The sequence below is a fragment of the Aeromicrobium wangtongii genome (genome assembly GCF_024584515.1).
GTDB lineage: Bacteria > Actinomycetota > Actinomycetes > Propionibacteriales > Nocardioidaceae > Aeromicrobium > Aeromicrobium wangtongii.
Genome location: NZ_CP102173.1, coordinates 304,220 through 317,747 on the forward strand (window position 1 = coordinate 304,220; position 13,528 = coordinate 317,747).

Consider the following 13,528-nt stretch of genomic DNA (forward strand, 5'->3'; position numbering starts at 1 on the left):
CTCCGGCCCCTACGATGGCGCGGGTGACGGATGTTCGGCGGACGCGGATCGCGGTGGCATCGGGATTCTTCCTGCAAGGACTCGTGTTCGCCGCAATCGTCACCCAGGCGCCGCGCATCAAGGACCGCTTCGACATCGGCGATGGCGGCCTGACCGGCATCCTGGTCCTGGTGGCCGCGGTGTCGGGTGTCGGCAGCGTCCTCGCCGGGATGATCGCCGAGCGCCGGTCCAGCGCCGTCGCATTCCGCATCGCTCTGCTGACGATCGGTCTGGGCGCGCTGGTCGTGGGGCTCGCGCCCACGGCCCCGGCACTGGTGGCCGCGTTCGTGGTCTACGGCCTCGGGGTCGGTGCGGTTGATGCGGGCATGAACATGCAGGGCGTCCGGGTGCAGGAGGCCTACGGCCGCAGCATCATGGCCAGCTTCCACGGGATGTGGTCGGTCGGCGGGATCCTGGGCGCGCTGTACGCCGCAGGGGTCGCCGAGGTGGGTGTGCCGTTCGCCGTGTCGCTCGTGCTGGTCGCCGCCGTGACGGGCACGGTGGCGATCGTCTCCGGGCGGCACTTCATCGACGCCCGCGAGCGCGATCCAGGGCTCTCTGCGGCGGGACTGCAGCTGCCGTGGCGTCCCGTCCTGGTGTTCGGCCTGGTGGTGCTGGTCTTCTACGCGGCCGACACGGGCATCCTGACGTGGAGCAGCGTCTATCTCGAGGACGCCCTGGACGCGTCGACGACGGTGGCGCCGCTGGCCTACGGGGCCTACCAGGGGGGCGCGCTGGTCTCCCGGTTCGGTGGCGACCTGCTGGTGCGTCGCATCGGGGCGGCGGCCGTCGTCGCGATCGGCACGTCCACCGGCATCGTCGGCCTGGGAGTTGTCGTGACCTCGCCGGCGCCTGCCGTCGCGATCATCGGCTTCTTCGTCGTCGGGCTGGGACTCGCGATCCTCGCGCCGCTGTCGTTCGCCTCGCTGGCGGCGGCCGTCCCACCTGCGTCGCGCGACGTCGCGATCGCGCGCATGAACATCGCCAACTACCTCGGCGCAATCGCCGGCGGCGGCCTCATCGGCGCCGCGGCATCGGCGGACCACTTGCGCTGGGCCTTCGTCATCCCGCTGGTGACGGTGCCGGTCGTGCTCCTGGTGGCCCGTTCGTTCCGGGCCGGGGACGCCGCATCGGTCTGAGCCGCGCGAGCCGATGGACCTGGCTGAGAATAAAAGTCGCCCCACCGTTCTCGGGGGGTGAAACGGTGGGGCGACAACAGGCGCCTACGGCGATTAGCACGTTGACCCTGCAAGAGAAATACTACTGCACGCCACCACACGTCCGTGACCAAATCACGTAAACCAATCCGAAGATCTTCCTGAACATCGCGCGGCGGGGACGAGGATGGGAGGATTTTGCCCATGACCGCAACGTTGGCCCCCGTCGAGCCGCCCCGGCGCCCACGTGCCGGACCGGTGCGCCGGATCGTGCTGGGCCTGGGCCTGGTCATGATCCTGACCGGGTTGGGGTTCCTGGGCTACTGCGGCTGGCAGTACTACGGCACCAATGTGGTCTCCAAGCAGAAGCACGCCGAGATCAAGCAGAGCATCGCCGGCAGCTGGGACGAGGGCGTCGACGGCAAGGGGGTCGGCCTGTTGCGGGTCGAGCGCTTCGGCCGGGACTACGAGGTCCCGATCGTCAAGGGATTCAGCGACAAGGCGCTCGCCGAGGGCATCGGCTGGGACACCAAGAGCGCGCGGCCCGGCGAGATCGGAAACTTCGCGATCGCGGCGCACCGCGTGACACATGGAGAGCCGTTCGCGAAGTTCCCCGACCTGCGCAAGGGCGACGAGGTCGTGGTCGAGACGCGCACCAAGGTCTTCACCTACCGCCTGCGCCAGGGCGGCACCGACATCACGGTCGACTTCTCGGTCGGCTGGCCGCTGCAACGGGTCCCCGCTCCCGACGCGGCCGGCGAACGTCCGACCAAGGCGGTCATCACGCTGCTGACCTGCTCGGAGCTGTTCCACACCCGCAACCGCAGCGTCGTGATCGGCGACCTCGTCTCCCAGGAGGACAAGCGGACGGGCAAGGTGACGAAGGTCCGCTGAGCCGCCGCCCTAGGCTGTGCGCATGCAGGACTACCAGCGGGACTTCATCGAGCTCGCCCTCGACCACGACGTGCTGCGCTTCGGCGAGTTCACCCTCAAGTCCGGGCGCACCTCGCCGTACTTCTTCAACGCCGGCCTGTTCAACACCGGCGCACGACTGGCCGGTCTCGGCCGGTTCTACGCCGATGCGATCGTCGCCAGCGGCATCGAGTTCGACGTCCTGATGGGCCCGGCGTACAAGGGCATCCCGATCGCCTCGGCGGCGGCGGTGCAGCTGGCGCAGGTCCACGGCCGGGACGTCCCGTGGTGCTTCAACCGCAAGGAGGCCAAGGACCACGGCGAGGGCGGGACGATCGTGGGATCCGCGCTGGAGGGCCGGGTGCTGGTCGTCGACGACGTCATCACCGCCGGCACCGCGATCCGTGAGGTCAAGCAGATCCTGGACGCGGCGGGCGCGACCTGCGCCGGCGTCGTGGTCGCCCTCGACCGGCAGGAGCGGGGCCAGGGCGAGCTCTCGGCGATCCAGGAGGTCGAGCGCGACTTCGGCGTGCCGGTGATCTCCATCATCGGCTTCGACCAGATCATCGAGTACATCGAGCAGACCGGCCGCCATGGCGAGCACCTCGACGCCGTGCGGGGGTACCGCGAGGAGTTCGGCGTCGGCGCATGAGCACCGCACAGGACGACACCGCGGTCGTGACGGTGGGCGTGGGGCCGTGGGAGGGCGAGTGGCCGACCGACGACCGGTACGACCCCGAGCTGCTGCGCGACGGCGACCGCCGCAACGTCGTCGACCAGTACCGCTACTGGCGGCTCGAGGCGATCGTCGCCGACCTCGACGCGCGCCGGCACCCGTTCCACGTCGCGATCGAGAACTGGCAGCACGACTTCAACATCGGCTCGATCGTCCGGACGGCCAATGCCTTCGCCGCCGCGGAGGTGCACATCATCGGCAAGCGTCGGTGGAACCGGCGCGGCGCGATGGTCACCGACCGCTACCAGCACGTCCGCCACCACGAGAGCGTCGAGGCGTTCGCGGCCTGGGCGGCGGGCGAGGGCCTGCCGGTGCTGGGCATCGACAACGTCGACGGCTCCGTGCCGATCGAGACGGCCTCCCTGCCGGCGGCGTGCGTGCTGGTGTTCGGCCAGGAGGGTCCGGGGCTCTCGGAGCAGGCGCGCGCGGTGTGCGACCGGACGCTGTCCATCGCGCAGTTCGGCTCGACCCGCTCGATCAACGCCGGAGCGGCCGCCGCGATCACGATGCACGCCTGGATCCGTCAGCACGCCGACATCTGAGCCACCCGGAGCCGTGCCTGCGTCGCTCGGCTGGTTCGCGCGGCGAACCGTAGGCTCTCGACATGAGCAGACGAGTGGTCGTCATCGGTGGCGACGCAGCAGGGATGACGGTCGCGGCAGGGGTACGGCGCCGACTCCCCGCCGATGACGAGGTCATCGTGCTCGAGCGCGGCCGCTGGACGTCGTACTCCGCCTGCGGCATCCCGTACTGGATCGCCGGTGACGTCGCATCACCCGACGCGCTGGTGGCGCGCACCCCCGAGCAGCATCGCGCCCACGGCATCGACGTGCGCCTGGGTGTCGAGGCGGTCGGCATCGACCCGGGTGCGCGCACCGTCAGCGTCGCCGGCGGGGACGACATCGCCTACGACCGCCTGGTCATCGCCACCGGTGCCGAGCCCGTCCGGCCCGACCTGCCCGGCATCGACGGCGAGGGCATCCACGGCGTCCAGTCGCTCGACGACGGGCAGGTGATCCTCGACGAGCTGGAGCGCGGCCCCGCGCGCGTCGTGGTCGTCGGCAGCGGGTACATCGGCCTGGAGATGGCCGAGGCGTGCGTCGCCCGCGGCTTCGACACGACCGTGATCGAGCGGGCGCCCACCGTGATGCCGATCATCGAGACGCCGCTGGGCGAGCAGGTTGCCAAGGCGATGCTGGAGCGTGGCATCCGCCTGCGCGCCGGGGCCGGCGTGACGGGCTTCGTGCTGGACGCCGGCGGGCGCGTCGCCGCCGTGCGGATCGGCGAGGAGGAGGTGCCGGCCGACCTGGTCATCCTCGGCCTGGGCGTCACCGCACGCTCGGCGCTGGCCAAGGACGCCGGGCTGCCGCTGGGCGCCAAGGGTGGCATCGTCGTGGACGACCGGCAGCGGGTCACCGGGTTCCCGGGCATCTGGGCGGCCGGCGACTGCGTCGTCAGCCGCGACCGGCTCACGGGCGACCTGATCCACCTGCCGCTGGGCACCCACGCCAACAAGCAGGGCATGGTGGCCGCCGACAGCATTGCGGCGGACCTGCTCGGCGAGCCGCCCCGGCTCACGTTCCCGGGCGTTGTGCAGACCGCGATCACCAAGTTCTGCTCGTTGGAGATCTCGCGGACCGGGCTCGGCGAGCAACAGGCCCGCGATGCCGGCTTCGACCCCGTGGTCGTCTCGATCGAGACGACCACGGTTGCCGGCTACATGCCGGAGGCCGGCACCATGACGGTCGTGATGGTCGCCGACCGCGGGTCGCGGCGGCTGCTCGGCGCGCAGATCGTCGGCGCCGAGGACGCGGCGCTGCGCATCGACGTGGCGGCGACCGCCCTGGCCACCGGTCTGACGGTCGACGACGTCGTGATGCTCGACCTCGCGTACGCCCCACCGTTCGCATCGGTCTGGAGCCCTGTCCAGGTCGCCGCCCGGGCCGCGGTCAAGGCGCTGGCGGGGTAGTTCACGAGTCGGCCCCCAGACTGGAATACTGGCCACGCACCCCCGCCTTCCCAGCCAGGAGATCAGCATGCCCGTCGCCACACCTGAGGTCTACGCCGAGATGCTCGACAAGGCCAAGAGCCAGTCCTTCGCGTACCCGGCCATCAACGTGTCGTCCTCGCAGACGCTCAACGCCGCCCTTGCCGGATTCGCCGAGGCCGAGAGCGACGGCATCATCCAGATCTCCACCGGCGGCGCCGAGTACCTGTCCGGCCCCACCGTCAAGGACATGGTCTCCGGATCGCTGGCCTTCGCCGCCTTCGCGCAGGAGGTCGCCAAGAGGTACCCGGTGAACGTCGCGCTGCACACCGACCACTGCCCCAAGGACAAGCTGGACGGCTTCGTGCGTCCGCTCATCGCGGCGTCCGCAGAGCGCGTCGCGGCCGGCGGTCTGCCGTACTTCCAGTCGCACATGTGGGACGGCTCGGCCGTGCCGCTGGAGGAGAACCTGCAGATCGCCGAGGAGCTGCTGGCCAGCGCCGCGGCCGCCAACATCATCCTCGAGGTCGAGATCGGCATCGTCGGCGGCGAGGAGGACGGCGTCGAGGGCGGCATGGGTGAGCACCTGTACACGACGCCCGAGGATGCGCTGGCCACGGCTGCGGCCCTCGGCCTCGGCGAGAAGGGGCGCTACCTGACGGCGCTGACCTTCGGCAACGTGCACGGCGTGTACAAGCCGGGCAACGTGACGCTGCGTCCCGAGATCCTCAAGGCCGCCCAGGAGGCCGTCTCGGCCAAGTACGGCAAGGACTCGCCGTTCGACCTGGTGTTCCACGGCGGTTCGGGCTCGCTGCCCGAGGAGATCTCGGCGGCCGTCGACTACGGCGTCGTCAAGATGAATGTCGACACCGACACGCAGTACGCGTTCACGCGCCCCGTCGCCGGTCACATGCTGGCCAACTACGACGGCGTCCTGAAGATCGACGGCGAGGTCGGCAACAAGAAGCAGTACGACCCCCGCGCCTGGGGCAAGGCCGCCGAGGCCGGCATGGCGACCCGTGTCGCCGAGGCGTGCGCCGCGCTCCGCAGCGCCGGCACCAAGCTCTGAGCTGAGGACGAGAGAATCGGGGTTCGTCCGCACCAGTGCGGTCAAACCCCGATTCTCTCGTCCCCGTAGGGTCGTGTCATGACCAATCTCTTCGGTGAACCGCCCGCCACGTTGTTGCCCGAGGATCCCGGTGCCGCCGAGCTCGCGGCAGGGGACAGCCCGCAGACCGTCGCCTCGCTGCACCCGGACTCCGCGCTCGCCTGGGTGACCCTGGCCGAGATGGCCCTGGCCGAGGGCCGCGACCTGGAGGGCTACGCCTTCGTCCGCACCGGCTACCACCGCTCGCTGGACCTGCTGCGCCGCAACGGCTGGAAGGGCCACGGGCCGCTGCCGTGGGAGCACGAGCCGAACCGCCCGTTCCTGCGCTCGCTCGCAGCGCTGGCCGATGCGTCCGAGCGCCTCGGCGACGAGGGCGAGGCACACCGGTGCCGCGAGTTCCTGCACGAGTCGAGCCCCGAGGCGTACGCCGAGCTCGTCGCGCCGAAGGGCTAGGGGACGTAGACGGTCAGCGCGCCGGGCTGCACCCGCCACGAGTAGTGCCGGGACGGCTCGGTGAGCTCGCCGTCGCTCGTGCAGCGCAGCGCGTCGCCGGTGACCAACACATCGCGACCGCGCAGGTACACGACGTCGTCGCGGCGGTGGTGGTCGCCGCGCCGCACGCTGAAGGCGTAGGCGATCCGCCGGCGCGGTGACTCGGTGTAGGAGACCGACACGTCCAGCAGCCCGTCGGACGGATCGGCCTGGGGCAGCAGGGGAGCGCCGCCACCGACGTACCGGCCGTTGCCGACGGCGACCTGGATGACCGGCGACTTGCGGCGCAGCCTCTTGCCGTCGACTGTGATGCGCAGCTTCGCCCCCGGCGTCGTGAGGCCCTTCAGGCCGGTGATCGCCGCGCCGACCAGGTAGCCGACCGGCCCGAACGCCTTCTTCCACGGCCGCGCGGCCGCGGCCGCCTCGGCCCCGATGCCGATGTGCGCGGCGTTGACGACCACCTGGTCGGTCCCGTCGATGATCAGGTCGATGGGGCGGGTGCGGCCCGCCGCGATGACCTTCGCGGCGTCCACATGCCCCGGCGGCAGGCCGAGGGTCGCCGCGAAGTCGTTGCCGGTGCCGAGGGGGATGAGTCCCACGATGACGTCGGCGAGCCGTCCAGCGGCGTGGAGCGCCTGCGCGACCGCGTGCAGGCTGCCGTCGCCGCCCAGGACCACGACCCCGTCCAGGTCGGGGCGTTCCGCCAGCTCGTCGGCCAGGTCGGCCGGGCTGGACGTCTTGACCACCTCGACGTCGACCTCGTCCTGCAGGGCAGCCAGAACCTCACCGACGGCGGTGTCGTCGGTGCTGCCGGCGTCGGCGTTGGCGATCGCGAGAAGACGGGTCATTTGGGTCGAGAGCCTACGGGGTCACGCCCGCCGGTGGGGCCTCCGCGACCTTCGGCTCGCCGAGCCGCACCAGGACGACCCCGGCCAGGATGCACACGCCTCCCAGCAGCTGGATGGCGCGCGGCGCCTCGTCCAGCAGCAGCCACGCGAACACCACGCCGGCCACGGCCTCGGCCAGGCCGACGAACGAGGCCAGGCGCGAGCCCATCAGCCGGCTGCCCGCGATGCCCAGGACGTAGGGCACGGCCGCGGTGACGACGCCCAGCACGAGCAGCGTCACCCACCAGGGGACGGCCCGGCCGTCGAGGATGACGTCGGCGCGGCTCGCGGCGAACGGGACGATGCCGATCGCCCCGGCCGCCAGCAGCGTGACGCCGCCGAGCAACAGGCCGCCCGCGGCCAGCACGATGCCGGGCAACCCGTTCTGGTCGTCGGCCGACACGATCCAGTAGAACGCGGCGCACACCATGGCGCCCAGTGCCCACAGCACGCCGATGCCGTCCAGCTCGGCGCCGGAGACCAGGTCGAGCACCAGAGCCAGCCCCACGAGTGCGGCGAGCGCGCCGGCCACCGTCAGCCGGCCGGGACGCTGGCCGTGCCGCAGCCACATCCACCCGACGACCGCCACGGGGGCGGTGAACTCGATCAGCAGCGCGACGCCGACCTGCATCCGGTCGACGGCGTTGAAGTACGACAGCTGGCACGCGGCGACGGCTATCAGGCCGTACGCGATGACGAGTCCCGCCTGGGCGCGCAGCAGGTGCCACCGTCCGCGCAGCGTCATGGCCGCCGGGACGACCAGGACCGCCGCAGCGATCAGGACGCGCGCGGTCACGGCCGAGCCAGGGGTCCAGCCCGCCGCGATGAGGCCCTTCGCCAGTGGCCCGGACGCGGCGAACGTGACCGCCGCGGTCAGCCCCAGCAGGAGCCCCGGTGCGGTGCGGGTCGTCGCCGTGTCATGGGTCAAAGCACTCATGACATGTGACATTAGATCGCGCGTGTGTAAGGTGTCAACATGGTCTTCGCCCATGACACCGAGCTGGCGCTCGCCGCCGCCGTCCTGATGGTCAACTCGGCCCAGGAGCCCGACACCCTCACGACCGTGGAGGACGTCGCCGCGTTCTACGACCAGCAGGGCTACACCGGACGTCTCGACGGCGACGCCGCCGAGCTCAAGGAGCTGCGGGCCCTGCGGTCCCAGCTGCGCGAGCTGTTGACGGCCGACCGCGACGGCGCGGTGGGCGTCGTCAACAAGATCCTGGCCGAGGGGTCGGCGCTGCCCCAGCTGCGTCGTCACGACGGGCTCGACTGGCACCTGCACGCGACCGGCGACGAGCAGCCGTTCGCGCTGCGGGTCGCGATCGAGACCGCCATGGCCATGGTGGACGTCATCCGGGCCGACGAGATGTCGCGCCTCGACGTGTGCGCGGACGACGACTGCGACGGCATCGTGCTGGATCTGTCACGCAACCGGTCGCGGCGGTTCTGCAGCACGGCGTGCGGCAACCGGGCCGCCGTCGCCGCGTATCGCGCACGCCAATCCGGCTGACCACCGCTCGCGGGGACTTCGGTTCGCGGTAGAGTGGGCCGGTAAGAGCCCCTGAGAACGGGGCTTGTCGCATGTGTGAGGTGGTGCATCTCCATGCCCGCAGTCGTCATCGTCGGAGCCCAGTGGGGCGACGAAGGCAAGGGCAAGGCCACGGACATCCTGGGTAGCCGGGTCGACTACGTGGTGAAGTTCAACGGCGGCAACAACGCCGGTCACACGGTGGTGATCGGTGACCAGAAGTACGCGTTGCATCTCCTGCCCAGTGGCATCCTGAGCCCCGGCTGCGTGCCGGTCATCGGCAACGGCGTCGTCGTGGACCTGAAGGTCCTGTTCGAGGAGATCGACGGGCTCGACGAGCGCGGCATCGACACCTCGCGCCTGGTGGTCAGCGCCAATGCGCACGTCATCGCCGACTACAACCGGACGATGGACAAGGTCGCCGAGCGCTTCTTGGGCAGCCGCAAGATCGGCACGACCGGTCGCGGCATCGGCCCGACGTACGCCGACAAGATGAACCGGATCGGCATCCGCGTCCAGGACCTGTTCGACGAGAAGATCCTGCGCCAGAAGGTCGAGGGTGCGCTGGAGCTGAAGAACCAGATCCTCACCAAGATCTACAACCGCCGCGCGGTCGAGGTCGACGAGGTCGTCGAGGAGCTGCTGTCGTACGTCGACCGCCTGCGTCCGATGGTCGCCGACACGCCGCTGCTGCTGCACGACGCGCTCAAGGCCGACAAGACCGTCCTGCTCGAGGCCGGCCAGGCCACCCTGCTGGACGTCGACCACGGCACCTATCCGTTCGTGACGTCCTCGTCGGCCACCACGGGCGGCGCGTGCACCGGCTCGGGCATCGCTCCGACCGAGATCACCCGTGTCATCGGCATCGTCAAGGCCTACGCCACGCGCGTGGGTGAGGGCCCGTTCCCCACCGAGCTGTTCGACGCCGACGGCGAGCGCCTGCGCCAGAACGGCGCCGAGTTCGGCACGACGACCGGGCGTCCGCGCCGCTGCGGCTGGTACGACGCCCCGATCGCGCGCTACGCGGCACGCATCAACGGCGTCACCGACTTCGTGCTGACCAAGCTCGACGTGCTGACCGGCTGGGACGAGATCCCGGTGTGCGTCGCGTACGACGTCGACGGCGAGCGGGTCGAGGAGATGCCCATGACGCAGACCGGCTTCCACCACGCGAAGCCCATCTACGAGATGCTCCCCGGCTGGCACGAGGACATCTCCGGTGCCCGGACGTTCGAGGACCTGCCGAAGACCGCCCAGGAGTACGTCCTGGCGCTCGAGGCGATGTCGGGTGCGCGCATCTCGACGATCGGTGTGGGACCCGACCGCGAGCAGTCGATCGAGCGTCACGCCCTGCTGTAGGCGATGCGATGACGGGGGCGGTGCGGATCGGTATCTCCGGCTGGAGGTACCCGCCCTGGCGCGGGGTCTTCTACCCGAAGGGCCTGCCGCAGCGTGCCGAGCTCGAGCACGCGTCGCGGCAGGTCTCGACGATCGAGATCAACGGATCGTTCTACTCGCTGCAGCGTCCCGACAGCTATCGCGCCTGGTACGCCCAGACGCCTGAGGACTTCGTGTTCTCGGTCAAGGGCGGACGCTTCATCACCCACATGAAGAAGCTCGCCGACGTCGAGACCCCGTTGGCGAACTTCTTCGCCTCCGGGGTGCTGGCGCTGGAGGAGAAGCTCGGACCGTTCCTGTGGCAGCTGCCCCCGATGCTCGGATTCGATGCCGACCGGTTGGCGCACTTCTTCGAGCTGCTGCCGCGCTCCACGGCTGCGGCCGCGACACTCGCGGCCGGTCACGACGAGCGCCTCGAGGGCCGGGCGCTGCTCGAGACCGCGGCCGACCGTCCCCTGCGCCACTGCCTGGAGGTGCGGCACGACACCTTTCTCGCCCCGGAGTTCCTGACCCTGCTGCGCGAGCACGGCATCGGCCTGGTGGTCGCCGACACCGCGGGACGGTGGCCGCTGATCCGCGAGGTCACGGCCGACTTCGCGTACGTCCGCCTGCACGGCGACGTCGAGCTGTACACCAGCGGATACTCCGAGCGGGCGCTCGACGAGTGGGCCGCGCTGATGCGTGGCTGGGCCGAGCAGGGACATGACGTCTACGCCTACTTCGACAACGACGTGAAGGTGCACGCGCCCTTCGACGCGATCGCGCTGGCCGATCGACTCGCCGACCTGGTGCCAACTGTCAACCTGTCTTGATTCCATGTTTAGATGGAAGAGTCGGCTCCGCCGGCAAGTCCCCGGGGGGTCCGAGGGACTCAGGCAAGGGAAGTAGTTGTTCATGAATCACACATCCACACGCCGCCGTGCAGGCGCAGGTGTCGCCATCGGCGCACTGGCCGCCTCGGCCTTGATCTTCACCCCGTCCGCGCAGGCTGCGACGACCGCCGATGTCCGTGAGTCGCAGATCGCACCGAATGCGTCGACCTACGCCGGCTGGCACCAGGGCGTCGACAATGCCGCAGCGGACGCCGCGCGGGTCGTCAACGAGGGCCTGCAGCTCAAGGGCCGCTCCCAGGTCATCAAGGGCTACGCCGACAACGACAACACGGTCGGCTCGAACAAGAACTTCGATCTGTCCACGATCGAGAACGCGGCCGCGTACACGGTCAAGTCCGGCACCGCCTCGCTGCAGATCCCGGTCTTCGTCGACCTGGACGGGGCCGGCCCCGACGCCGCCGTCTTCACCACGCTCCGTACGCCGCTGGGCTCCGGCAGCGAGGTCAAGCTGAGCGACAACTGGGAGGTCAGTCGCGCCTTCGGCTCGATCCCCGCCAACACGCCGACTCCGCTGAGCGACATCGTCGCCGCGCTCGGCAGCACCTACAAGGTCATCGCCTTCGGTGTCTACAACGAGTCGGGCACCTCGGTCGTCTCGGACATCACGTTCGACGGCACCAAGTACCTGTTCGCCAACAGTGCACCGGTGATCAAGGACCAGAAGGTCAGCACCAAGATGAACACCGCGGTCACGCTGCCGCTGACCGCGACCGATGTCGACGGCAATGAGCTGGCGTACACCATCACCGGTGTCGTGGGCGGCTCCGTGACCGGCTCAGGCGCGAAGCAGACCTTCACACCGACCAAGAACTTCAAGGGCGCCGCGAGCGTGAAGTACACGGTCGACGACTCGCGTGGCGGCACCGCATCGGCCACCATCTCGATCCAGGTTGCCAAGCAGAAGGGCAAGGTCGAGCTCTACCGCATCCACCCGGCCGGCAAGGTCTCGATCCGCAACACGGTCAGCCTCTACGCCAAGGTCACGATCGAGGGCAAGCAGGCCGACCGGGGCATGACCGTCTACGGCTACGCCAAGGGCAAGAAGGTCGTCACGGGCAAGATCAACAGCTACGGGAAGGTCAAGCTGACGCTGCCGGACAAGCTGCCCGCCGGCAACGCGACCCTCAAGGTCACCCTGGTCGGCTCGTCGACCCGGATCGGTGACAGCGACTCGATCAAGGTCAAGGTCAAGAAGTAACGCGTCCCGCCCTGATCATCGAGGGCCCCTTCCTCGCGGGGAAGGGGCCCTCGGTTGCGTTGCGCAACATAAATTTTGCGCAATTACAGGCAAGGTGTCGCTAATTGGTGTTCAGTGGGTGAGCCAGGTCACTGGCGCACCCACCGGAGACCCGGGGTGTTCAAGCATCGCAAGGAGAACTGCCCATGACACAGACAGCAACGCGGCTCCGCCGCACCGGAGGTGCAGGTGTCGCCGTCGGCGCCCTCGTCGCCTCGGCCCTGATGTTCGCCCCGTCCGCTCAGGCGGCCGCACAGGTGAACGTCACCAACGCCGAGGTGCTGCCCACAGAGACGACCGCCAACTACACCAGCTGGCACCAGGGCTACGCCAACAACCCCGGCGGCGCGAAGGTCACCACCAAGGGCCTCGAGCTCTCCGGTGGACCGTCACAGGTCATCAAGGGGTATGCGGACAACGACACCACGATCGGGAACAACAAGAACTTCGATCTCGCCGCCAAGATCACCGGTGCCGACTTCACCGCGACCACGGGCGTCGCGACGCTGCAAGTCCCCCTGCGCAGCACAGCGATCGCCGGCAACCAGTTCGCCACCATCCGCAGCCTCGCGGACGAGGGCAGCCGCATCAAGCTCACCGACGAGTGGGTCTCGAGCAAGGCCATCGGTTCGACGATCGCCGCCAACACGCCGACGCCTCTGCGCGACATCGTCACGGCGCTGGGCACCAGCTACAAGGTCATCGGCTTCGGCGTCCAGGCTGACAACAACGCGGTCATCAGCGACATCACATGGGACGGCGTGACGTACACGTTCAAGGAGCCCTCGGCCGCCCCGGCGCCCAAGCTGTCGTCCGTCGTCGACATCTACCGGGTCAACCCGAAGTCCGGCAAGATCACGACCAAGAACACGGTCAGCTTCTACGCCTCGGTGACGATCGACGGCAAGGCCGCTCCGGCCGGCACCGTCGTCAACGGCTACGCCAAGGGCAAGAAGGTTGCCACCAGCAAGGTCAACAGCAAGGGCAAGGTCAAGCTGGTCCTCAAGGTCAAGCTGCCCAAGGGATCGTCCACCCTCAAGGCTGAGCTGCCCAGCTCCGGCACCGTCAAGGGATCGACCGACTCCGTCAAGGTGAAGGTCATCAAGAAGAAGTAGTACTGCGCACGCAGAGGGGCCCCGTCCGGACGGACGGGG

Annotated in this window: 14 protein-coding genes; 12 read left to right on the forward strand and 2 right to left on the reverse strand. The window is 69.6% G+C overall.

The annotated features are described in order from the left end of the window. Positions 1–23 precede the first annotated feature (23 nt). The 7 genes from NQV15_RS01540 to NQV15_RS01570 all read left to right on the forward strand — a co-directional run bounded on the left by NQV15_RS01540 (position 24) and on the right by NQV15_RS01570 (position 6,392). Positions 24–1,178, forward strand: a complete 1,155-nt coding sequence (locus tag NQV15_RS01540) for an MFS transporter (RefSeq protein ID WP_232403228.1) — start codon at positions 24–26, stop codon at positions 1,176–1,178. A gap of 222 nt (positions 1,179–1,400) precedes the next feature. Further along, positions 1,401–2,090 (forward strand): sortase domain-containing protein, encoded by a 690-nt coding sequence (locus NQV15_RS01545; protein ID WP_232403229.1) that lies wholly within the window; start codon positions 1,401–1,403, stop codon positions 2,088–2,090. Between the two features lie 22 nt (positions 2,091–2,112). After that, positions 2,113–2,760 carry an orotate phosphoribosyltransferase gene (gene pyrE, locus NQV15_RS01550; RefSeq protein ID WP_232403230.1) on the forward strand — a complete coding sequence of 216 codons (648 nt, stop codon included), beginning with the start codon at positions 2,113–2,115 and terminating at the stop codon, positions 2,758–2,760. Then, positions 2,757–3,386 carry a TrmH family RNA methyltransferase gene (locus tag NQV15_RS01555; protein WP_232403232.1) on the forward strand — a complete coding sequence of 210 codons (630 nt, stop codon included), beginning with the start codon at positions 2,757–2,759 and terminating at the stop codon, positions 3,384–3,386. Before pyrE ends, NQV15_RS01555 begins: the two co-directional genes overlap by 4 nt. A gap of 62 nt (positions 3,387–3,448) precedes the next feature. Then, positions 3,449–4,813 carry an FAD-dependent oxidoreductase gene (locus NQV15_RS01560; RefSeq protein ID WP_232403238.1) on the forward strand — a complete coding sequence of 455 codons (1,365 nt, stop codon included), beginning with the start codon at positions 3,449–3,451 and terminating at the stop codon, positions 4,811–4,813. A gap of 67 nt (positions 4,814–4,880) precedes the next feature. Further along, positions 4,881–5,900, forward strand: coding sequence for a class II fructose-bisphosphate aldolase (fbaA, locus tag NQV15_RS01565; protein ID WP_232403239.1), 1,020 nt, complete (start codon positions 4,881–4,883; stop codon positions 5,898–5,900). Between the two features lie 78 nt (positions 5,901–5,978). Continuing rightward, complete coding sequence (locus tag NQV15_RS01570) at positions 5,979–6,392, forward strand: DUF3151 domain-containing protein (RefSeq protein WP_232403240.1); 414 nt, start codon at positions 5,979–5,981, stop codon at positions 6,390–6,392. On the opposite strand, the gene NQV15_RS01575 is transcribed toward NQV15_RS01570, so the two are convergent. Both NQV15_RS01575 and NQV15_RS01580 read right to left on the reverse strand, forming a co-directional pair. Next, on the reverse strand, positions 6,389–7,279 hold the full coding sequence (locus tag NQV15_RS01575; protein ID WP_232403241.1) for a diacylglycerol/lipid kinase family protein: 891 nt from the start codon (positions 7,277–7,279) through the stop codon (positions 6,389–6,391). The two genes, NQV15_RS01570 and NQV15_RS01575, sit on opposite strands and share 4 nt — an antisense overlap. 13 nt (positions 7,280–7,292) lie before the next feature. Then, positions 7,293–8,255 (reverse strand): EamA family transporter, encoded by a 963-nt coding sequence (locus NQV15_RS01580; RefSeq protein ID WP_232403242.1) that lies wholly within the window; start codon positions 8,253–8,255, stop codon positions 7,293–7,295. A gap of 39 nt (positions 8,256–8,294) precedes the next feature. Here NQV15_RS01580 and NQV15_RS01585 point away from each other — a divergent pair, with 39 nt between their 5' ends. From NQV15_RS01585 to NQV15_RS01605, 5 genes are all read left to right on the forward strand, one after another. Further along, positions 8,295–8,828 (forward strand): CGNR zinc finger domain-containing protein, encoded by a 534-nt coding sequence (locus NQV15_RS01585; RefSeq protein WP_232403244.1) that lies wholly within the window; start codon positions 8,295–8,297, stop codon positions 8,826–8,828. A 93-nt stretch (positions 8,829–8,921) separates the two neighbouring features. Then, the gene (locus NQV15_RS01590; RefSeq protein WP_232403245.1) at positions 8,922–10,205 is read left to right on the forward strand and encodes an adenylosuccinate synthase; all 1,284 of its coding nucleotides are present in this window, start codon (positions 8,922–8,924) and stop codon (positions 10,203–10,205) included. 8 nt (positions 10,206–10,213) lie between these two features. After that, on the forward strand, positions 10,214–11,056 hold the full coding sequence (locus NQV15_RS01595) for a DUF72 domain-containing protein (protein ID WP_232403246.1): 843 nt from the start codon (positions 10,214–10,216) through the stop codon (positions 11,054–11,056). Positions 11,057–11,138: 82 nt separating this feature from the next. Then, the gene (locus tag NQV15_RS01600) at positions 11,139–12,335 is read left to right on the forward strand and encodes an Ig-like domain-containing protein (protein WP_232403247.1); all 1,197 of its coding nucleotides are present in this window, start codon (positions 11,139–11,141) and stop codon (positions 12,333–12,335) included. A 185-nt stretch (positions 12,336–12,520) separates the two neighbouring features. Further along, positions 12,521–13,489 carry a hypothetical protein gene (locus NQV15_RS01605; RefSeq protein ID WP_232403248.1) on the forward strand — a complete coding sequence of 323 codons (969 nt, stop codon included), beginning with the start codon at positions 12,521–12,523 and terminating at the stop codon, positions 13,487–13,489. The last annotated feature ends 39 nt before the right edge of the window (positions 13,490–13,528 follow it).

Coding starts and splice junctions, on each gene's coding strand:
- NQV15_RS01600 (WP_232403247.1), top strand. CDS start 11,139: ATGAATCACACATCCACACGCCGCCGTGCAGGCGCAGGTGTCGCCATC.
- pyrE (WP_232403230.1), top strand. CDS start 2,113: ATGCAGGACTACCAGCGGGACTTCATCGAGCTCGCCCTCGACCACGAC.
- NQV15_RS01585 (WP_232403244.1), top strand. CDS start 8,295: ATGGTCTTCGCCCATGACACCGAGCTGGCGCTCGCCGCCGCCGTCCTG.
- NQV15_RS01545 (WP_232403229.1), top strand. CDS start 1,401: ATGACCGCAACGTTGGCCCCCGTCGAGCCGCCCCGGCGCCCACGTGCC.
- NQV15_RS01570 (WP_232403240.1), top strand. CDS start 5,979: ATGACCAATCTCTTCGGTGAACCGCCCGCCACGTTGTTGCCCGAGGAT.
- NQV15_RS01590 (WP_232403245.1), top strand. CDS start 8,922: ATGCCCGCAGTCGTCATCGTCGGAGCCCAGTGGGGCGACGAAGGCAAG.
- NQV15_RS01560 (WP_232403238.1), top strand. CDS start 3,449: ATGAGCAGACGAGTGGTCGTCATCGGTGGCGACGCAGCAGGGATGACG.
- NQV15_RS01555 (WP_232403232.1), top strand. CDS start 2,757: ATGAGCACCGCACAGGACGACACCGCGGTCGTGACGGTGGGCGTGGGG.
- NQV15_RS01605 (WP_232403248.1), top strand. CDS start 12,521: ATGACACAGACAGCAACGCGGCTCCGCCGCACCGGAGGTGCAGGTGTC.
- NQV15_RS01575 (WP_232403241.1), bottom strand. CDS start 7,279: ATGACCCGTCTTCTCGCGATCGCCAACGCCGACGCCGGCAGCACCGAC.
- fbaA (WP_232403239.1), top strand. CDS start 4,881: ATGCCCGTCGCCACACCTGAGGTCTACGCCGAGATGCTCGACAAGGCC.
- NQV15_RS01580 (WP_232403242.1), bottom strand. CDS start 8,255: ATGAGTGCTTTGACCCATGACACGGCGACGACCCGCACCGCACCGGGG.
- NQV15_RS01595 (WP_232403246.1), top strand. CDS start 10,214: ATGACGGGGGCGGTGCGGATCGGTATCTCCGGCTGGAGGTACCCGCCC.